The following is a 17,699-nucleotide window of genomic DNA, read 5'->3' on the forward strand; positions in this document are numbered from 1 at the left end:
ATCAGCAGGCAGGCGCGCACCACCGGCTCCAGCAGGTCGCGCAAGGCCATGGGAACGAGGCCGAAAGAATTGGCCCCGGCGAGCAGCAGAAAGCCCAGCACGAAGCCCGGCACCAGCGGCGGCCGTGTGCCGCCGCCCGCCGCCGCGCCCCGCAGGATCAGCGCGCCGATCACCACGGCCGGGGCCAGCATGATCACGCGGAACAGCTTGAACAGGGTCGCCACCTCGCCCACCTCGGTCGAAACCGAAAAGCCTGCGCCGACCACCTGCGCGACATCATGGATCGTGCCCCCTAGCAGCAGCCCGGTGGCGGTGGTCGACAGGCCAAGGTTTGCGGCGATGATCGGATAAAGGATCATGGCGAGGGTGGAAAGCACGGTCACCGCGATGACGGTGAAGGCAATATCCCTTTCGCGGCGGTCATCCTGTGGCAGCAGGGCACCGATGGCCATGGCGGCAGAGGCGCCGCAGATCGCCACCGACCCGCCTGTCAGAAATCCGAACCGCCCCGGCTGGCCCAGCAGACGCGACAGCAACAGGCCAAAGCCGATGATCAGCGGCACCGAAAGCGCCACCATCACCAGCGGCAGGGCGCCCAGCCCCAGCAGCATGTCGGCGCTGATGCGGATACCCAGAAGTGCCACGCCCAGCCGCAGCACATGACGCGCCGCTAGCGCGATCCCCGGTGCCGTGCGCGCCTCTGCCCCCAGAAAGTTGAGCGCGAGCCCGATCAGGATGGCCATGAGCATGGCGGGTGGGCCGTAATGATCGGCCAGAAACTGCGCCGAAAGCGCCACGACCGCCGCAATGGCAAGGCCCGGAAAATAGCGGCGCGCGGAAAGGGAAAGGCTGTGCATGGCTGATCTCGAAACGGGGCGGGGGCTGCGCCCCGCCCCTGTCTTGTCTTACTTCAGATCGGCCGCGCGGTCGGCATCGACCTTGGCCTGCGCCTCGGCAACGGCGGCGTTGAACAGGTCCAGCACCTCGGGGCCCCGCGCCACATTGTTGCGGAACCAGTCGAACACCGGATCGACGGCAGCCTTGAACGCGGCCTTCTCTTCCGCCGAAGGCACATAGATTTCGCCACCCGCAGCGCGGAAATCTGCGTAAGCCTGAATTTCCTTGCGCTTGGGCGAGGCGAAAGTGGCCTGTTGCAGCGCCGCGAACCCGTCCAAAACCACCTGTTTCTGAGTGTCCGTCAGGCTGTTGAAGCGGTCATTGCCCATCCACCAGAAGGCGCCCATGTAGCTGTGCCCGTCAAGCGTGAGGTATTTCACGCCGGCATCGGTGAACTTCATCGACATGATGTCGGTGATCCCGTTCGCGGTGCCCTCGACCACCCCGGTCTGAAGCGAGGTGAACAGTTCCGGCCACGGAATCGGCGTTGGCGCGGCGCCCAGCGTGGTGGCCAGCGTCTGCGGCAGATCAGCCGGAACGGTGCGCATCTTCATCCCGGCCAGATCGGCAGGGGCGGCGATGCGCTTGCGGGTGTTGGCATAATTGCGCCAGCCGCCGGTATTGCCAATGGTCATCAGCCGGATCTTGCTGTCTGAATCCTCCAGCACCATGTCGCGCAGCTTGCGGGTGAAATCACCCTCCAGCACGGTTTCGGCAACGCGGTCATCTGACATCAGATAGGGCAGGTCCAGCACCTGAATATAGGGGAACAGCCCCGCCGCGCCGCCGCTGGTGGAAATATAGATGTCGATCGACCCGTCGGCGAGGCCCGCGAGGCATTCATCGCCCTTGGCGCAAAGCTGGGTGCCGATGAACAGCTCGACGCCGATCTGCCCGTTCGAGGCATTCTCGACATAGTTCTTGAACACAACGAGCCCGTCGTAATCCTCGTCATTCTCGTTGGAATTGGCGGTGGCGCGCAGAACGATATCCTGTGCGAACGCACCACCGGCAGCCCCGGCCAGCGCCGATGCCAGCAGCAGCGCCTTCAGCGTCTTCGAGATCATGTCATCCTCCCTGTCATTTTCTCTTGGTCAGTTCACGAAACCCGCAAGGCGCGGGATGGTCAGGCTTAGCGCGGGGAAATAGGTGATCAGGAAGATCACGACGATTTCGACCGCGAGGAAGGGCAGGGTGGCGCGTGCGACGGTCTCGACCCGCAGGCCTGACACCGAGGATGTCACGAACAGCACCAGCCCCATCGGCGGGGTCAGCAGACCAACTGTCAGGTTCACCGCCATGACGATGGCGAAATGCACGGAATCGACGCCCAGCGAGGTGAAGATCGGCCCGAGAATGGGGCCAAGGATGATGATGGCGGGGCCGGCATCCAGAAACATGCCCACCACGAACAGAAGCAGGTTGATCAGCAGCAGCAGGACCAGCGGATTGTCGGACAGGCCAAGGATGATCGAGGCCAGAAGCTCGGGCGTGTGCGACAGCGAGGCGACGGTCTTGAACGCCATGGCGGCGCCCACCAGCAGCAATACCACAGCCGAGGTGATCCCCGCCCGTGTCAGGATGCCCGGAAGATCGGCGAGCCGCAGGCTGCGCAGAACGAACATCCCGATCAGCACCGAATAGCCGACGGCCACGGCAGCGGCCTCGGTCGGGGTGAACACACCGCCCAGAATGCCGCCCAGAATGATGACTGGCGTCATCAGCGGCCAGATTGCCTTGATACTCGCCTGCCCACGTTCGCCCCAAGAGGCGCGGCGGGTGGCAGCCGGAAGGTCATAGCGGTCGGCCAGCAGGTGAATGACCAGCATCAGACCACCCCCGATCAGGATGCCCGGCACGATCCCGGCAAGGAACAGCGCGGCCACGCTTTCGCCCATCACATAGGCATAGATGATCATGATGCCCGAAGGCGGAATGATCGGCCCGATGATCGACGATGCAGCGGTGATCGCGGCGGCGAAACGGCGGGTATAGCCCTGTTTCTCCATCGCCGGGATCAGCATGGACCCGAGGGCGGAGACATCCGCCACCGCCGAGCCGGAAAGACCCGCGAACAGCATGGATGAAAGCACATTCACATGTGCCAGCCCGCCGCGCAGATGGCCCATCATGGCCTGGCTGAACTCGACCAGCCGCAAGGTGATGTTCGAGCGGTTCATCACCTCGCCCGCCATCATGAAGAACGGGATCGCCATCAGCGGGAAGCTGTCCATGCCGTTGTAGACATTTCGGTATAGCAGGACGAGATCACGCTCTTGCCCGTTGGCCCAAAGCAGCAGGCCGGGTGCCGCGATAAGGCCGAAGAACACCGGCAGGCCCATCAGCAGCAGCACAAGGAACAGGGGAAGGAACAGGTTCAGCATCACTCGGCCCTCAGATCGGCGGCATCGGTGATCGCCACCAGTCCGTGATGCTGCCCGGTCAGCTCGGCCAGCCCGCGCAGCATGAGTTCGATATTGACGAGGATCAGCATGGCCAGCCCGGTGACGAGCGAGGCCATCATCCAGGATTTCGGCACCTTCACCCAGGTATCGAGGGCAAGAGACGCAGGCACCTTCAGACTGTCGGTCGCAAACCTGCCGCCAAAGCCCGTGACCTCGGACAGGCCGATGCGAAAGCCCGCGACCAGAACAACAAGCGCCAGCGCCAGAAGTGCAAGGCCCAGCAGCCGCCCGACGATGCGGGGCAGGAAGGACACCAGCATTTCGACCGAGACGAACCCGCCCCGGCGATAGGCGGTCGGGATCATCAGCCCGGTCGCCCAGAGCATGAGGAACCGCGCCGCTTCCTCAGGCCAGGGCAGCGCATTGCCGATCACATAGCGGAAGAAAACCTGTGCCAGAATGATGAGCACCATAAGGCCCATGGCCGTTGCACCAAGCAAGCGTCCCAACCAGAGCAGGGCCGCATTGAAGGCGCCCAGACCGTTCAAAAGCCTTGTGAAGGCCCCCATGAATTCCCCCTCCCTTGTCGCGCCACCCCTCCCCGGGGGCGCGTATGCGTTGCCTTCAGGCGGCAGGCATAAACTGCCCGTATCGCCCGCGGGAAAATACCAGCGGCGCGCCTTCCTGCATCGCGGCCCGCAGCACACGGCCCACGATGATCAGGTGGTCGCCGCCGTCATGCGTGCCGTGTTGTGCACAGTCGAACCGCGCCAGCGCACCGGGGATCAGCGGGACACCCTCGGAATTGCGCGGCACGTCGAGACCGGAAAATCCGCCGCCGTCCCGCCCGAAACGGGCGATCCAGTCGGTCTGATCCTCGGCAAGGACATGGATCACATAGTGCGGCGCATCCGCGAAAAAGCGGAACCGGCGCGACGCGCGGGCGGGCGACCACAGCACCAGAGGCGGGTCCATCGACAGGCTGGAAAAGCTGTTGGCGACAAAGCCCATCGGGCCTTCGGCGCTGTCGATGGTGACGACGGTGATGCCGGTCGCAAAGCAGCCAAGGGCATCGCGGAAGGCGCGCGCGCTCAGCGCGTCGGGGGTGAAGGCGGTTTCGGAACTCATGGCACTTCCTGCCCCTGCGCAAGGGTGTAAAGCTCGAACCAGGTCTGCCGGTCCATAGGCACCCGCAGCGCATCGGATATGCCCGCGATGCGCGACAGGGTATTGGTGCCCAGCACCGGCAGGATGCGCGCAGGGTGATGCAGCAGCCAGGCGATTGCCGCCGCCGACCAGTCCACCCCGGCCGCGGCGCCAAGCTCGGCCAGACGCAGGCGCAAGCCTTCGCGCGATTCCGCCAGCAGGTGCCCGCCGGCGAGCGGGCTCCATGCCATCGGCGCGATACGGTTTTCCTGAAGGAACGCCAGATCGCCGTTCACGAAAGCCTCGCGTGCCAGCAGATTCAGCTCGATCTGGTTGGTGACCAGAGGCGCGGCCATGCGCGATTGCAGCAGGCGGAAATCCCACGGGCGGAAGTTCGACACACCCACCGCGCGCACCTTGCCGCTGACCACCAGCGCATCCAGCGCCGCCCCGGTTTCATCCGCATCCATCAGCGGATCGGGGCGGTGAATCAGCAGAAGGTCGATGCGGTCGGTCGCCATCTCCCGCAGGCTGGTCTCGACGCTGGCGGTGATATGGGCGGCGCTGGTGTCGTAATATTTCACCCGCGCGGCGGCATGACGACCCACCGGCGCCACGATGTCGCATTTGGTGACAATCTCGATCCGGTCACGCAGACCGGGCGCTGCGCGCAGGGCCGCGCCGAGAAGCCCCTCGGCAGTATAGCCGCCATAGATGTCGGCCTGATCCATCGTGGTGATGCCCTGCGCCAGACAGGCCTCGACCTTGGCCTGCACATGGGCGGGCGAGGTATCGGCATCATCGCCCAGCCGCCACATGCCATAGACCAGCCGCGACAGGGTGATGTTTCCAAGCGTGATGCGTTCCATCATCAGCGGCGTTCTCCGTTTGCAAGGGGCGTGGCGGGAGGGCTGGCGGGCACCCGGCCATAGGCATGGGGCAGCGAGCAGGTCTTGATCTGTGGCAAAACCTTGGTCCCGAAGTGGTCGCATTCATCCAGATGCGGATAGCCCGAGAAGATGAAGGCCCGGATGCCCATCTTGCGGTATTCCTCGATCCGGGTCAGCACCTGATCGACCGATCCGACCAGCGCTGCGCCGCAGCCGGAGCGGGCGCGTCCGATGCCCGTCCATAATTGCGGCTCCACATAGCCGAACTGATCGGCCAGTTCGCGCGCGCGGGCCTGATGCGCGACACCCAGCGAGATGCTGTCATGCGCCCGGTCGCGGATCAGCTTGCCATATTCATAGTCCAGCTTGCTGACCAGATGACCGGCATATTCGCGGGCCTCTGCCTCGGTATCGCGGACGATCATATGCACCCGCAGCCCGTAATCCAGCGTGCGGCCATGCGCCGCCGCGCGTTCGTGAACCGCGCGCATCCGGTTGGCCAGCATCTCCTGCGGTTCGGGCCACATCAGATAGACATCACATTGCGCCCCGCAGAGTTCCAGCGCATCGGGGCTGTAGCCACCGAAATACAGCAGCGGGCCGCCGTTCTGCTGATAGGGCCGTGCCGGATCGCTGCTGACTTTTGCAATCTTGTAGACCTCGCCGTCATATTCGATGTGATCGCGGGTCCATGCCTGGCGCAGGATCTCGACCACCTCGTGACTGCGGCGATAGCGATAGGCACTGTCGGCCACCTCGCCCGGAAAATCAGAGGAAATGACATTCAGTGTCAGCCGCCCCTGCAACATGTGGTCCAGTGTCGCCACGGTGCGGGCCAGCATGACAGGCTGCATCTCCCCGCAGCGGATGGCGGCGAGAAAGTTGATGCGGTCGGTGATCGGCGCGCAGCCCGCAACGAAAGACAGGGTATCCTGCCCGACCTGATAGGAGGACGGGCAGAGGATATTGCGAAACCCGTGCCCCTCGGCGCGCTGCACGATCGAGGAACAATGCGCCCAGCTGGAGCGCAGGCGGCCGTCCGGCACGCCGAGATATTCATAATCATCGGAGCAAAGCGCCGCGAACCAGCTGACTTCGGCGGCATCCAGATCGGCGGAGGTTACAGGAACGACGGTCATCGATTCTCTCTATTCCACATGCATCTTTTCTCTTGCGTAGCATCCGCCAATATGTAGATCAATACTATATCAATTTGAGGTGGTCATGGCGAAGCCCGGCTCTCTGCCCGTCTATCAACAGGTTGCGGAACTGCTGATCCGTGACATCGCGGCCGGTCGGCTGATTGACGGCGAACGCCTTCCGCCAGAGCGCGAGATGGCCTCCGGCCTTGGCATCGCGGTGGGAACCCTGCGTCAGGCGCTGAAATCGCTGGCAGAAAAGGGTTTGCTGGACCGGGTGCAGGGGTCGGGCAACTATATCCGGGCGAAATCGGACCCGGCTTCGGTCTATGCCATGTTTCGGCTGGAACGGGTGGAGGGGGGTGGCCTGCCCACGGCCGAGGTGCTTTCGGTGGACCGCCTGGCCAAATCGCCCGACCTGCCAGCCTTTGGCACCAGCGCCGAAGGCCACCGCATCCGCCGCCTGCGCTTTCTGTCAGGGCAGGTCGCGGCGGTCGAGGAAATCTGGCTCGACGGTGACATCGTTCCGCAGATCGGTGCCGATGACCTGTCGGAATCGCTTTACCTGTTCTACCGGCAACGGCTTGGCCTGTGGATTGCACGCGCCGAAGACCGTATCGGCCTCGGCCCTTGCCCCGACTGGGCACCTGCGCGCTTTACCCACCGGCCCGGCGCGCCGCTACCGTTGATCACCCGGATCAGCTGGTCCCAGGGGGGCCAGTCTGCCGAAGCGTCCTTCACCTGGTATGACCCCGATACCGTGCGCTATGTCGCGCGGCTGAAATGAGGATTCCCATGAAAACCTTGCGTTATGGCATCATCGGCTGCGGCATGATGGGGCAGGAACATCTGCGCAATATCGCGCTGCTGCCCGATGCCGAGGTGGTGGCCATTTTCGAACCCGATGCCGCCATGCGGGCCGAGGCGGCGCGTCATTGCCCCGGTGCGCGGCTCGTCGATTCGGTGGCGGCGGTTCTGGCTGTGGCCGAGGTGAACTGCCTGCTGATCGCCAGCCCGAACTTCCTGCATCTTGCGCAGCTTGAGGAAATTGCGGAGATCCGCCCGCTGCCGGTGCTATGCGAAAAGCCGCTGTTCACCGATCCGGCGGATGCGCCCCGGCTGGCGGCCCTGCGCGCTGCCTATCCCGCGCCGATCTGGGTGGCGATGGAATATCGCTACATGCCCCCCGTCGCGCATCTGATCCGCGAGGCCGAAGCGGCGACCGGCGGCATCCGCATGCTGACAATCCGCGAACACCGCTTTCCCTTTCTGGAAAAGGTGGGCGACTGGAACCGGTTCAACGCCCGGACCGGCGGCACACTTGTTGAAAAATGCTGCCATTTCTTTGATTTGATGCGCCTGATCGCGCAATGTGATCCGGTCCGGGTCATGGCTTCGGGCGGGCAGGCGGTGAACCATCTGGACGAATGTTACGAGGGCGCGACGCCGGACATCTGGGATCATGCCTATGTCATCGTCGATTTTGAAAACGGCATGCGCACGATGCTGGAACTTTGCATGTTCGCCGAGGGCAGCCGCTATCAGGAAGAGATCAGCGCCGTCGGGCCGTCGGGCAAGATCGAATGCCTTGTGCCGGGACCGGGCCGGTTCTGGCCGGCGCATCTGGGCGCCCCGCCGGTGCCGCAGGTGATTGTCAGCCCGCGTGAGCCGAAAGGGCCGCGTCTGCTGGAAGTGCCGGTGGACCCAGATCTGCTGGCGGCGGGCGATCACAACGGATCAACCTTCTATCAGCATCAGGGATTTGCCCGTGTGGTTGCAGGCACGCAAGCCCCCGAAGTCAGCCTGACGGACGGCTGGTGGGCCGTAGCCATCGGCATGGCCGCACAGGAAAGCGCCCGCACAGGTCAGGCGGTGGATCTGCGCCATGCTGTGCCCGAGGCGACGGTGTGATCTGATGGTTTGATCTTGTTCTGCCGCCCGGAATGGGCGGCAGGATCAGCTTTGCGTATCAAGCAACATAACATTGATTATCCGCAAAATATCACGGCCAAGGGCTGCGCCGCAGTGCTGAACATCAAGACAGTTGCGATGCGGGCGCCGGTTCCACTGTGACCACGCCCACCATAGGTGCAAGCCGGACTTCGGACCCTGCCCCCCGCGCGGCAGCTATATGACTGACTGGTCACCAACAAGGCTGTGGCCCGCGCACTGAAGGCGGGCCACGGTCGCGGGTCAGCCTGCTGCCTTGCGCCGTCGTGCGGCCCAACCCGTCAGCAGGTGATCCGCCATCAACCCCATGAAAGCGACGGCAAGACCCAGCACTAGCCCCTTGCCGACATCGGTGGAGGACAAGGCGCGCTGCATTTCCTGACCCAGATCCTGCGTGCCGATGAAGGCCGCAATGATCACCATGAACAGGGCGAACATGATCGACTGGTTTGCACCGATCATCAGGGTCGGCAAGGCCAGGGGCAGCTTCACATGCCACAAGAGTTGCGCCCGGCCCGCGCCCGACATTTCGGCCGCTTCGATCGTTTCGGGCGGAACTCCACACAGCCCCTCGATGGTGAAGCGCAGGATCGGCACTGTGGCAAAGACCATGACAGCCGCAACGACCGCCACATCATTCACCCCGAACAGCATCACGACCGGGATCAGGTAGATGAAGCTCGGGAAGGTCTGGAGCGTGTCGCAGAGCAGCAGAAATCGCCGCGCGCGGTTGGGGCGGGCGGCGGCCCATAACCCCAGCGGCAGCCCGATCAGAAGCGCGATGGTTACAGCTACGGTCACCGTATATACGGTAATCATCGCCCGGTCCCACCAACCCGACAGCGCAATCGGCAGGATGAAGGCAAGGCAGATCAGGGCCGAACGCACACCACCCACCAGCCAGCCAAGGGCAGCGATAAATGCCAGAACGGCGCTGAATGGCAGCCACAGGAATCCGTCGCGCAGCGGTATCAGAACCCATGTGATCAGGAACCAGCGGAGCCAGTCGGTCAGCGGGGTCACAAGGCGGATGAATCCGTCCACCCCGGCATCTATCGGCACCGCGAGGCTCAGCGCCTGTTTGCGTTCGACCCCCGCGAAATAGGGATGCGCTGCTGCCAGCGCGAAGCCCGCGGCGCACAACCCCAGCCAGATCAGCAACAGCCGGTTGCGCGCGGCCCAGGTGGCGCCGGGTTCCAGATGCGCGGGCTGCTTCATCGCCCAGGCTTTGGACAGCCGGTCCAGCACCACGGCCAGCAACACGATGGTGATACCGATCTCGACGGACAGTCCGATTTTCAGTGATTGCAACAGGTTCAGCAGCTTCTGCCCCAGCCCCGGCATCCCGATGAACGAGGCCAGCACCACCATGGCAAGGCTTTGCATGATGACCTGATTGATACCGATCAGCAGCTCGGTCCGGGCAGCCGGAATGCGGACGCTGCGCATCAGCTGCCATTTGGTTGTGCCGCTCATCTTGCCGCTTTCGATGATCTCGGGCGGCACAGCGCGCAGACCCAGCAGCGTCATGCGGATCATCGGTGGCACCGAGAAGATGATGGTGACGATGGCGCCCGCTTTCGGCCCGACGCCGATGAACACCACAACCGGAATCATATAGGCGAAATGAGGCAGCGATTGCGCGATGTTGAGGATCGGGTTCATCACCCGCTCGACCCCGCGGAACCGCCAGGCCAGTGTGCCCGCCGACAGGCCCAGAGCCACCGAAAAAGGCGCTGCGACCATGATGACCGACAGGGTTTCCATCGCCCATTTCCATTGCCCCATGACGGCGATCCAGACGAATGTGCCTGCCGACAGCAGCGCCAGCCGCCAGCCGGCCAGGGCATACCCCGCCATGCCCATCGTGGCGGCGATGACGACCCAGGGGATCGGCCCCAGCCGCGGCCAGCGCGACTTGCCGTAAAGCAGGTTCGCCGTCACATCGAGGCAAAACTCCACCGCGCCGGAAAAGGCACGAGTCACCGCCATCAACCCCAGATCGTCGCGCAGAAAGGCAAAGACCGCGTTGATCCAGTCCGCGAAAGGCAGGATCAACGGTTCGGGCAGTCGGATCAGTGCTTCGGGCAGGGCGAAACGGCCAAGGCACAGCAGCAACGCCAGACCTAGCAGCATGAGCGCGGGGTGGGAAAGACGCGGGTTCATGCTGCGGGACCAAGCAGCAGGTCCAGTGCCGCAGCGCGGTCGATCAGGCCGGTGACCACGCCGTCACGGCCCGCGACCGGGATCAGGGCACGGTCGTCCTGAAGAATGCGCCGGGCCAGCGCATGCAACGTCTCGATCGCGGGAAGCGCCGGCCCGTCGATGGCCCGTCCTTCGACCGCCAGCGCCAGCGCCCCGGCATGCACCACCCGCGCGCGATCTACAGCCGAGGTGAACTTGGCCACATAGGGGGTCGCCGGTGCCATCACGATGCGTTCCGGCGTGTCGATCTGTTCAATGGCGCCGTCCTTCATGATGGCGATGCGGTCGGCCAGCCGCAGCGCCTCGTCGAAATCATGGGTGATGAAAACGATGGTCTTGGCGAGCATCCCCTTCAGCCGCAGGAATTCATCCTGCATCTCGCGCCGGATCAGCGGGTCCAGCGCCGAAAAGGGTTCGTCCAGAAACCAGATGTCCGGCTCTACCGCCAGACTGCGGGCGATGCCGACGCGCTGCTGCTGTCCGCCCGAAAGCTCGCGCGGGAAATAGCCCTCGCGCCCGCCGAGGCCCACGAGATTCAGCATCTCGCTGGCCCGCGCGATACGCGAAATCCGGTCCTGCCCGCGCATTTCCAGCGGAAAGGCCACGTTTTCCAGCGCGGTGCGATGTGGCAGCAGGCCGAAGCTTTGAAACACCATGCCCATCTTGCGGCGACGCAGGTCGATCAGCTCGGTTTCGGTCATTGTGCCCAGGTCACGGCCCTCGACGGTGATCGCGCCGTCGGTAATGTCGATCAGCCGGGCAAGACAACGGATCAGCGTGGATTTGCCGGAACCCGAAAGCCCCATGACCACCAGCATCTCGCCCCGCGCGATGTCGAGCGACACATTGCGCACCGCCGCGACATGGCCGGTCGCGCGCAGCTCTTCCGAAGTGGTTTCAGGCTTCAGGTGCCCGGTCAGTCGCTCGGGGTGATCGCCGAATACCTTCCAGACGTTCTTGCAGGAAATGACGTTGTCGTTCTGACCCATGGTCGGACCTCGCAGCAGGGAAAGGCCACCCGGAAGAGCCGGGTGGAGTTGGGCGTCCTGTCACAGGGAGGTGACGGATGAACGCGCGGGCGAAGTCACTCGGTCCAGGGTTTCCAGACAGCTTCATTCGCGCCCAGCCATTCGGCGGCGGCATCCTCGGGTTCCATGCCGTCCACATCGACAAGCTTGGCCATTTCCGCGATCTGGGCGTTGGTGAAGTTCACCTTCTGAAGCGTGGCATAGGCTTTGGGCCATTTGACCTTCATCTCGTCCCAGGCCGCGATCTTCAGATAACCGTTGGCCGGGTTGCCGCAGTCATACACCTTGTCGGGCAGCGGACCTTTCGCCGGATCCTTGTCGCAGCCGTCTTCCCATGCCGGAAACTCGACGAACTCGCCCGGCCAGACCGCTTCGGCAAAATTGGGCGTCCAGTTGAACAGGACGATGGGCGTCTTGCTTTTCTCCGCCGCCGCGATCTCGGCCCAGAGCGCCGCGGCCGATCCTGCGTTGACCACGACGAAATTCATGCCAAGCGCATCGACCTTTTCCTGATCATGCTTCAGCCAGTCTACCGGGCCACCCAGAAAGCGCCCCTTGTCGCCGGTTTCCGGCGTTGCAAAAGCGGCTGCGCAGGCATTCAGGGCCTTCCAGTCGGGCAGACCGGGGCAGGCGTCTTTCGTCCACATCGGATACCACCAGTCCTCGCGCGTGATGGCGGCATGGGTGGCGACATCGTGAATGCCGCCCTTTTCCATCGCGGCGCGGAAGGAATTGCCGAAGGCGCCCTCCCAGACCTCCAGCTCCAGCGTGGCATCCCCCAGCCGGATCGCCTCGTAGACGGCCTGACTGTCGGTCGAGACATATTCGACGGAATCGCCAAGCGACTGGAAGATCTGCCCGACCACGTTGGACATCACGATCTGGCTGGACCAGTTGTGAACGGGAATGACGATCGGATCCCTTGAATCTTCGGCAAATGCGGTTCCGGCGGTCAGCGAAAGCACTGCGGCAGAGATGAGCAGCCACGGTCTGTTTTGCATGTTTTTCAATCCCTGTTATCTGGCGCCGGGTTCGGGGCGGCGTTTTCCCCGGAAAGAGCACGTCTTTCCTGACAGGCAATATTAGCCAGCACTTGTGAACAGGTCAGGCTGTCGGGATGAACGGGCTGGAAAAAGATGTTACAAGATGTTAACAGAATGAAGACCAGCAAGCCGGGACAAGCCAAACCGTGACCTCTCAAGCGGCGCATATCGTTGTGATCGAGGACGACGCGGTTACACGCTCGGCGCTGGCCGGTTATCTGGAAACCTTCGGCTATCGCGTGACGGTCTGTGCTGGTGCCGAAGCGGCCGAACGGGTGCTAAATCAGGAAAACCCGGATCTGCTGATCGTTGACATCAACCTGTCGGGCAAGGACGGGCTGGAGATCACCCGCGAACAACGCGCGCGGTCAGAGATCGGCATCATCCTGCTGTCGGGCCGCACAGATGACGTGGATCGCATCGTCGGGCTGGAACTGGGCGCCGACGATTATGTCTGCAAACCATTCAACCGGCGCGAATTGTTGGCGCGGGTGAAGAACCTGCTGCGCCGCACGGCGGCCATGCGGCAACTGGCGCGGCGGGTTGTGCATTTCGCAGGCTTCACCTTCGACACCGCCGCGCGCCATGTCAGCGGCGCCGATGGCGCACCGATTCAACTGACGCGGGCGGAATATGAACTGCTGCGCGCTTTCGTGATGAACCCCGGTATTGTGATGAACCGCGACCGCCTGCTGTCGGCGATCACCCATCGGCGACTGGCGACCAGCACACGCACGGTCGATGTTCTGGTGAAACGCCTGCGTGTCAAATTCGCCGATGATCCGAAGGTGCCGCGCATTTTCGGCACCTCGCATGGCGAGGGCTACGTCTTCACCGCGCCGCTGGACTGAGGGATGTCGCTTCTATCCGGGGCTTTAAGGCCGCGAGGGTCGATTGCAGATCCTGCTCTGCCCGTGCGACCGCTGCCAGAAAGCGGGACAGCACGGTTTCCGGCACAGGCGGGTGCAGCCCGGCAAGCAAGTCTACCAGTTCGGGCATGTCGAAATTGCCGACGGCACTTTTCAGTTGATGGGCATGACGCGCCAGTGCCGGGCGGTCGTCGCAGCGCGCCGAGGCGATGATCGCCTCGGCCCCCGGCCGCAGAGTTTCCAGCATCAGCGCCACCAGCGCACGGGTCTGGTCTGGCCCCAGATCGGTCAGCGCAGCCTGAACCGAGGCCGGAACGGCGGGTAGCGGGCAAGCCCGGTTCAGCGCGGCTGCCAGTGCCTCGGGTGTCAGGGGTTTGGCGATCATGTCGTTCATCCCGGCCGCGCGGCAGGCCTCCATTTCCTCGGGCTGGACATGGGCCGAAAGCCCGATGACCGGCAGATGCGCGGCGCCCGGTGTCGGGAGGGCACGGATGAGGCGTGTGGCCTCGATACCGGAGATACCGGGCAGGTTGACATCCATCAGCACGGCGTCGAAGTCGCAACGGGCCAGCCGGGCAACAGCATCTTCGCCAGTTTCGGAAAGGACGCAGATATGCCCCAGCGCATGCAGGAAGGACCGCGCCACCTCCTGATTGACGGGGTGATCCTCGACCACCAGCACCTTCAGCGCCCGCGGCGGGGCGACGGGTGCAGGGGCAAGCTCCGGCTCCGGCACCGCCTCTGCACGCTGGAATGGCACAGTCAGCGTGAAGGCCGCACCCATTCCGGGGCGGTTCTCGGCGCTCAGCGCGCCTCCCATCATTCCGGCCAGCCGCCGCGAGATCGACAGGCCGAGCCCGGTGCCGCCATAGGTGCGGGCGGTCTGGCTGTCCTCCTGCTGGAAGGGGGCAAAAATGCGTTCCATCGCGTCGGGGGCAATACCCTTGCCGGTATCCTCCACCCGGAAACGCAGGCACAGCGGCGCCTCGGGGCCGTCGCAGGGTTGCAGGATTGCGTGCAGCACCACTTCGCCTTCGGAGGTGAACTTGACCGCGTTCGACAGCAGATTGAACAGGATCTGCCGCAGCTTGCCCATATCGCCCTGCAAGGGCGGGACCGGCGCATCAGGCAGGATGCAGCGCAGACGCAGCCCTTTTTCCTCGGCGACCGGGGCCATCAGCAGGGCGATATCATGCAGCGCCATCGCAAGATCGAAGGTGACGCTGCTTTCGCTTGTGCCGCCCTGATCCAGTTTCGAATAGTCCAGAATACTGTTCAGAAGCCCCATCAGCCCGTTGCCAGAAGCCAGAGCTACGTTGACCCGTTCGGCCTGACGACGGGAAAGCCCTTCGTCCGACAGGCTGCGCAACATGCCCAGAACGCCATTCATCGGTGTGCGGATTTCGTGGCTCATCATGGCAAGGAAGTCCGATTTCGCACGGTCGGCCGCCTCGGCCCGCACACGGGCGGCATCATGGGCGGCTACCTCGCCGCGCAGTTGCTCGGTCTGTTCGTCTACCAGGGCCTGAAGTTCGTTGCGATGGCGATGCAGTTCGGTCAGATGGCGTTCGCGTTCTGCCGCGAAGGTGCGGTTGGCGATCGCCTGCTGGCGGAACACCTCGACCGCACTTTCCATCCGGGCGATCTCGTCCTGCCCGTCAGGCTGGATTTCGGGGCCTAGATCGCCTTCTGCCAGCCCCGTCATCCGCGCAGACAGGACGTTCAGGCGCCGGATCAGGTTGCCCCGGACATAAAGCCACAGCACGGCCAGCGACAGCACCAGCGCCAGCAGGGCGGAAAAGGCATAGAGCCGCCGGGTCGCGGTGATCGCCTGTTCGGCTGCCTGCCCCGCAGACATGGCGCGCGCCTCGATCTCATCGGCCAAAGCCGCCGCTGCAAGCTCCAGCGTCACTGCCGCCTGCCGCAATTCGGTTTCCGCCGCCGCAATATGGTCGGTCAGCACCAGAACGGTGGCGGCGGTTTCAAACAGCGTGGCGCTTTCAGGTGGCGTGGCCACGCCTGTGCCGATGGTGCGCAGCAGCACCAGCGCGCGTTCAGCGCGCCGCGGATCGTTCACCGACGCCAGACGTCGCGCGATTACCTTGGCGCGCAGGTCCAGATCCTGCCGGATCGTATCAAGCTCGTCCTGACTGCGAACGCCGGTCACCCTGTTGAGCAGAAGCCCGATTTCCGAAGCATGGGCACGCAGTTCAAACATCAGGCCCATCTGGAACAGATCGACCTCAATCAGCTTGTCAAGCGCTTCCAGCCGGGTATCCAGACTGGAAGCGGGGTCCATCTCAAGATCGTAAAGGCCCGAGATGACCGCCGCCGCGCCGGTTTCGGCATTGGCCACCAGCGTATCGGCGATTTCGGTCAGTTCGGCGGCGGCGGTGCGTCCGGCTTGCAGTTGCGTGTCGCGGCGCGCGATCAGATGAATGCGCTGGCGCACCTGACCGTCGATCGCCGCCAGCGCCCGCCGCAGTGCCGCTTCGGCCTCCATGGCGCGGGGCAAAGCCTCTCCCGGCACATCGGATTGCCGCGCCAGACGGTCGCGCAGCGCATCTGCCCTTGAGAACAGGAAATCCGAGCGTTCGGTGCGCAGCGTCTCGTCAGTGACGGCGGCCAGTTCGGGTGCCATGGCGACGACACGGCTGGTTTCCTCGGCCACGCCGCGCACCTCGGAAATCGCCGGGATTGCCTCGGTCACCACGCGGGACTGGATGCGCGCCACATCCCGAAGTTCGAACCAGCCCAGAAGACCCGCCGCCGCCGGGAAGCCGGCGATCAGCAGGACGGCCAGCATCAGCCGCCCCCCAAGGCTGGATCTGTAGTCGAGGATGCGCAACGGATGTCTCCGGGCTTGCTTCCGGGCGGGTGTTCACCGCAGGTTAACATCAATTCCGCAGAATGGGAGTGACCGCAGATGCGCATTCTTCCGGGCCTTACCCTTGTGCTTGCCGCAGGTCTTGCGGGCGGTGGGCCGGGCCGGGCCGAAACCACATGGCGGCTGGAGGCACGCAGCCTGCCGTTCGACAGCAACAGTCCTGCGGTGCCCCTGACCTATCGGCCGCTGGACCGTGCAACGCGGCCGTGGCGGTTGTGTGTGTTGTATCCGCATCTGAAAGACGCTTACTGGCTTTCGGTCAATTATGGCATGGTCGAGGAGGCACGGCGGCTGGGTGTCGGATTTGATGTGTTCGAGGCGGGCGGCTACCCCAATCTCGACCGTCAGATCCAGCAGTTGAAAAGCTGCTTTTCCGCCGAATTTGACGCGGTGATCCTCGGAACCGTGTCCTATGACGGGCTGGTCCCGGTGGTCGAGGCGCTGGCTGCCCGCAAGCCGGTAATCGCGGCGGTGAACGACATTGACGACCGGGGTATCACCGGCAAGGCCAGCGTGCCCTGGGCCGAGATGGGCGCCGCGGCAGGACGGTTCATCGCCGCGCGCCATCCGGCGGGCAGCGCGCCGGTGAGAATTGCATGGTTTCCGGGGCCGCGTGGGGCGGGCTGGGTCAGTTTCGTCGAGCAGGGTTTCCGCGCCGCAATCGCAGGCAGCGCGGCCGAGATCGTGACCACGCTTTACGGTGATACCGGGCTGGAGCAGCAGGTCTTGCTGGTCGAACAGGCGCTGGAGCAACGTCCCGACATCGACTATCTGGTCGGCAGCGGTCCGATGGCCGAGGCGGCGGTGTCGATCCTGCGGGCACGCGGATTGACAGGGCGTGTCAGGATTGTTTCCACCTATCTTAGCCATGCTGTTTATCGTGGGATCATCCGGGGGCGGATCATGGCGGCGCCGACCGATTTTCCGGTCGAACAGGGGCGGCTTTCGGTGGAAATGGCAGTCCGCTCGCTGGAAGAGCAGCCAGGCTTGAAACAGGCCGGGCCGCCCATTCTGGTTGTGACGGCAGAAACCGCTGGCCGCGCGGTGGTGGACGGCTCGCTTGCTCCGGCAAGTTTCGTCCCGGTGTTTTCCATGTCAGCCGGAAAGGCACCCTGAACCAGCGATACGCAGATACGGGAATGACACCGCTGGCCCGGTCAGGGAATACAGAGTGTAACATCCTGAATCGGACCTGAGAAGCGGGCCGCAGAACGCTGTGAAGACGCCCGGTCAAACTCCG

The 17,699-nt window shown here is 64.1% G+C and carries 15 protein-coding genes; 4 read left to right on the forward strand and 11 right to left on the reverse strand.

Annotation, left to right across the window (positions count from 1 at the left end):
• The 7 genes from D2N39_RS17690 to D2N39_RS17720 form a co-directional block, all read right to left on the reverse strand.
• The coding region (locus D2N39_RS17690) for a YeiH family protein (protein WP_119136111.1) at positions 1-857 on the reverse strand (857 nt) is incomplete at its 3' end.
• A gap of 48 nt (positions 858-905) precedes the next feature.
• Positions 906-1,964, reverse strand: coding sequence for a TRAP transporter substrate-binding protein DctP (dctP, locus tag D2N39_RS17695; RefSeq protein ID WP_119136112.1), 1,059 nt, complete (start codon positions 1,962-1,964; stop codon positions 906-908).
• Between the two features lie 27 nt (positions 1,965-1,991).
• Entirely contained in the window at positions 1,992-3,281 is a 1,290-nt protein-coding gene (locus D2N39_RS17700; RefSeq protein ID WP_119136113.1) for a TRAP transporter large permease, read from the reverse strand.
• Positions 3,281-3,871: a TRAP transporter small permease gene (locus D2N39_RS17705; protein ID WP_119136114.1), complete on the reverse strand. Its 591-nt coding sequence runs from the start codon at positions 3,869-3,871 to the stop codon at positions 3,281-3,283. Before D2N39_RS17705 ends, D2N39_RS17700 begins: the two co-directional genes overlap by 1 nt.
• A gap of 55 nt (positions 3,872-3,926) precedes the next feature.
• The gene (locus D2N39_RS17710) at positions 3,927-4,430 is read right to left on the reverse strand and encodes a flavin reductase family protein (protein WP_119136115.1); all 504 of its coding nucleotides are present in this window, start codon (positions 4,428-4,430) and stop codon (positions 3,927-3,929) included.
• Entirely contained in the window at positions 4,427-5,317 is an 891-nt protein-coding gene (locus D2N39_RS17715; RefSeq protein ID WP_119136205.1) for an aldo/keto reductase, read from the reverse strand. The genes D2N39_RS17710 and D2N39_RS17715 overlap by 4 nt, the downstream gene beginning before the upstream one ends.
• Positions 5,318-5,319: 2 nt before the next feature.
• The gene (locus tag D2N39_RS17720; protein ID WP_119136116.1) at positions 5,320-6,477 is read right to left on the reverse strand and encodes an LLM class flavin-dependent oxidoreductase; all 1,158 of its coding nucleotides are present in this window, start codon (positions 6,475-6,477) and stop codon (positions 5,320-5,322) included.
• Positions 6,478-6,562: 85 nt separating this feature from the next.
• Here D2N39_RS17720 and D2N39_RS17725 point away from each other — a divergent pair, with 85 nt between their 5' ends.
• Both D2N39_RS17725 and D2N39_RS17730 read left to right on the forward strand, forming a co-directional pair.
• Positions 6,563-7,264, forward strand: coding sequence for a GntR family transcriptional regulator (locus D2N39_RS17725; RefSeq protein ID WP_119136117.1), 702 nt, complete (start codon positions 6,563-6,565; stop codon positions 7,262-7,264).
• A gap of 8 nt (positions 7,265-7,272) precedes the next feature.
• Positions 7,273-8,388: a Gfo/Idh/MocA family protein gene (locus D2N39_RS17730; RefSeq protein WP_119136118.1), complete on the forward strand. Its 1,116-nt coding sequence runs from the start codon at positions 7,273-7,275 to the stop codon at positions 8,386-8,388.
• A 282-nt stretch (positions 8,389-8,670) separates the two neighbouring features.
• On the opposite strand, the gene D2N39_RS17735 is transcribed toward D2N39_RS17730, so the two are convergent.
• The 3 genes from D2N39_RS17735 to D2N39_RS17745 all read right to left on the reverse strand — a co-directional run bounded on the left by D2N39_RS17735 (position 8,671) and on the right by D2N39_RS17745 (position 12,661).
• A complete protein-coding gene (locus D2N39_RS17735; protein ID WP_119136119.1) occupies positions 8,671-10,593 on the reverse strand; it encodes an ABC transporter permease in 1,923 nt (640 codons plus the stop codon).
• On the reverse strand, positions 10,590-11,621 hold the full coding sequence (locus D2N39_RS17740; protein ID WP_119136120.1) for a quaternary amine ABC transporter ATP-binding protein: 1,032 nt from the start codon (positions 11,619-11,621) through the stop codon (positions 10,590-10,592). The genes D2N39_RS17735 and D2N39_RS17740 overlap by 4 nt, the downstream gene beginning before the upstream one ends.
• A 95-nt stretch (positions 11,622-11,716) precedes the next feature.
• A complete protein-coding gene (locus D2N39_RS17745) occupies positions 11,717-12,661 on the reverse strand; it encodes an ABC transporter substrate-binding protein (RefSeq protein WP_119136121.1) in 945 nt (314 codons plus the stop codon).
• Positions 12,662-12,849: 188 nt separating this feature from the next.
• Here D2N39_RS17745 and D2N39_RS17750 point away from each other — a divergent pair, with 188 nt between their 5' ends.
• On the forward strand, positions 12,850-13,554 hold the full coding sequence (locus D2N39_RS17750) for a response regulator (protein ID WP_119136122.1): 705 nt from the start codon (positions 12,850-12,852) through the stop codon (positions 13,552-13,554).
• On the opposite strand, the gene D2N39_RS17755 is transcribed toward D2N39_RS17750, so the two are convergent.
• Positions 13,535-16,420 carry an ATP-binding protein gene (locus D2N39_RS17755; RefSeq protein WP_147373512.1) on the reverse strand — a complete coding sequence of 962 codons (2,886 nt, stop codon included), beginning with the start codon at positions 16,418-16,420 and terminating at the stop codon, positions 13,535-13,537. The genes D2N39_RS17750 and D2N39_RS17755 overlap by 20 nt on opposite strands.
• Before the next feature lie 78 nt (positions 16,421-16,498).
• On the opposite strand from D2N39_RS17755, the gene torT reads away from it, so the two are divergent.
• Positions 16,499-17,575 (forward strand): TMAO reductase system periplasmic protein TorT, encoded by a 1,077-nt coding sequence (gene torT / locus D2N39_RS17760; protein WP_119136124.1) that lies wholly within the window; start codon positions 16,499-16,501, stop codon positions 17,573-17,575.
• The last annotated feature ends 124 nt before the right edge of the window (positions 17,576-17,699 follow it).

The sequence above is a fragment of the Gemmobacter lutimaris genome (assembly GCF_003570715.1).
GTDB classification, from domain to species: domain Bacteria; phylum Pseudomonadota; class Alphaproteobacteria; order Rhodobacterales; family Rhodobacteraceae; genus Gemmobacter; species Gemmobacter lutimaris.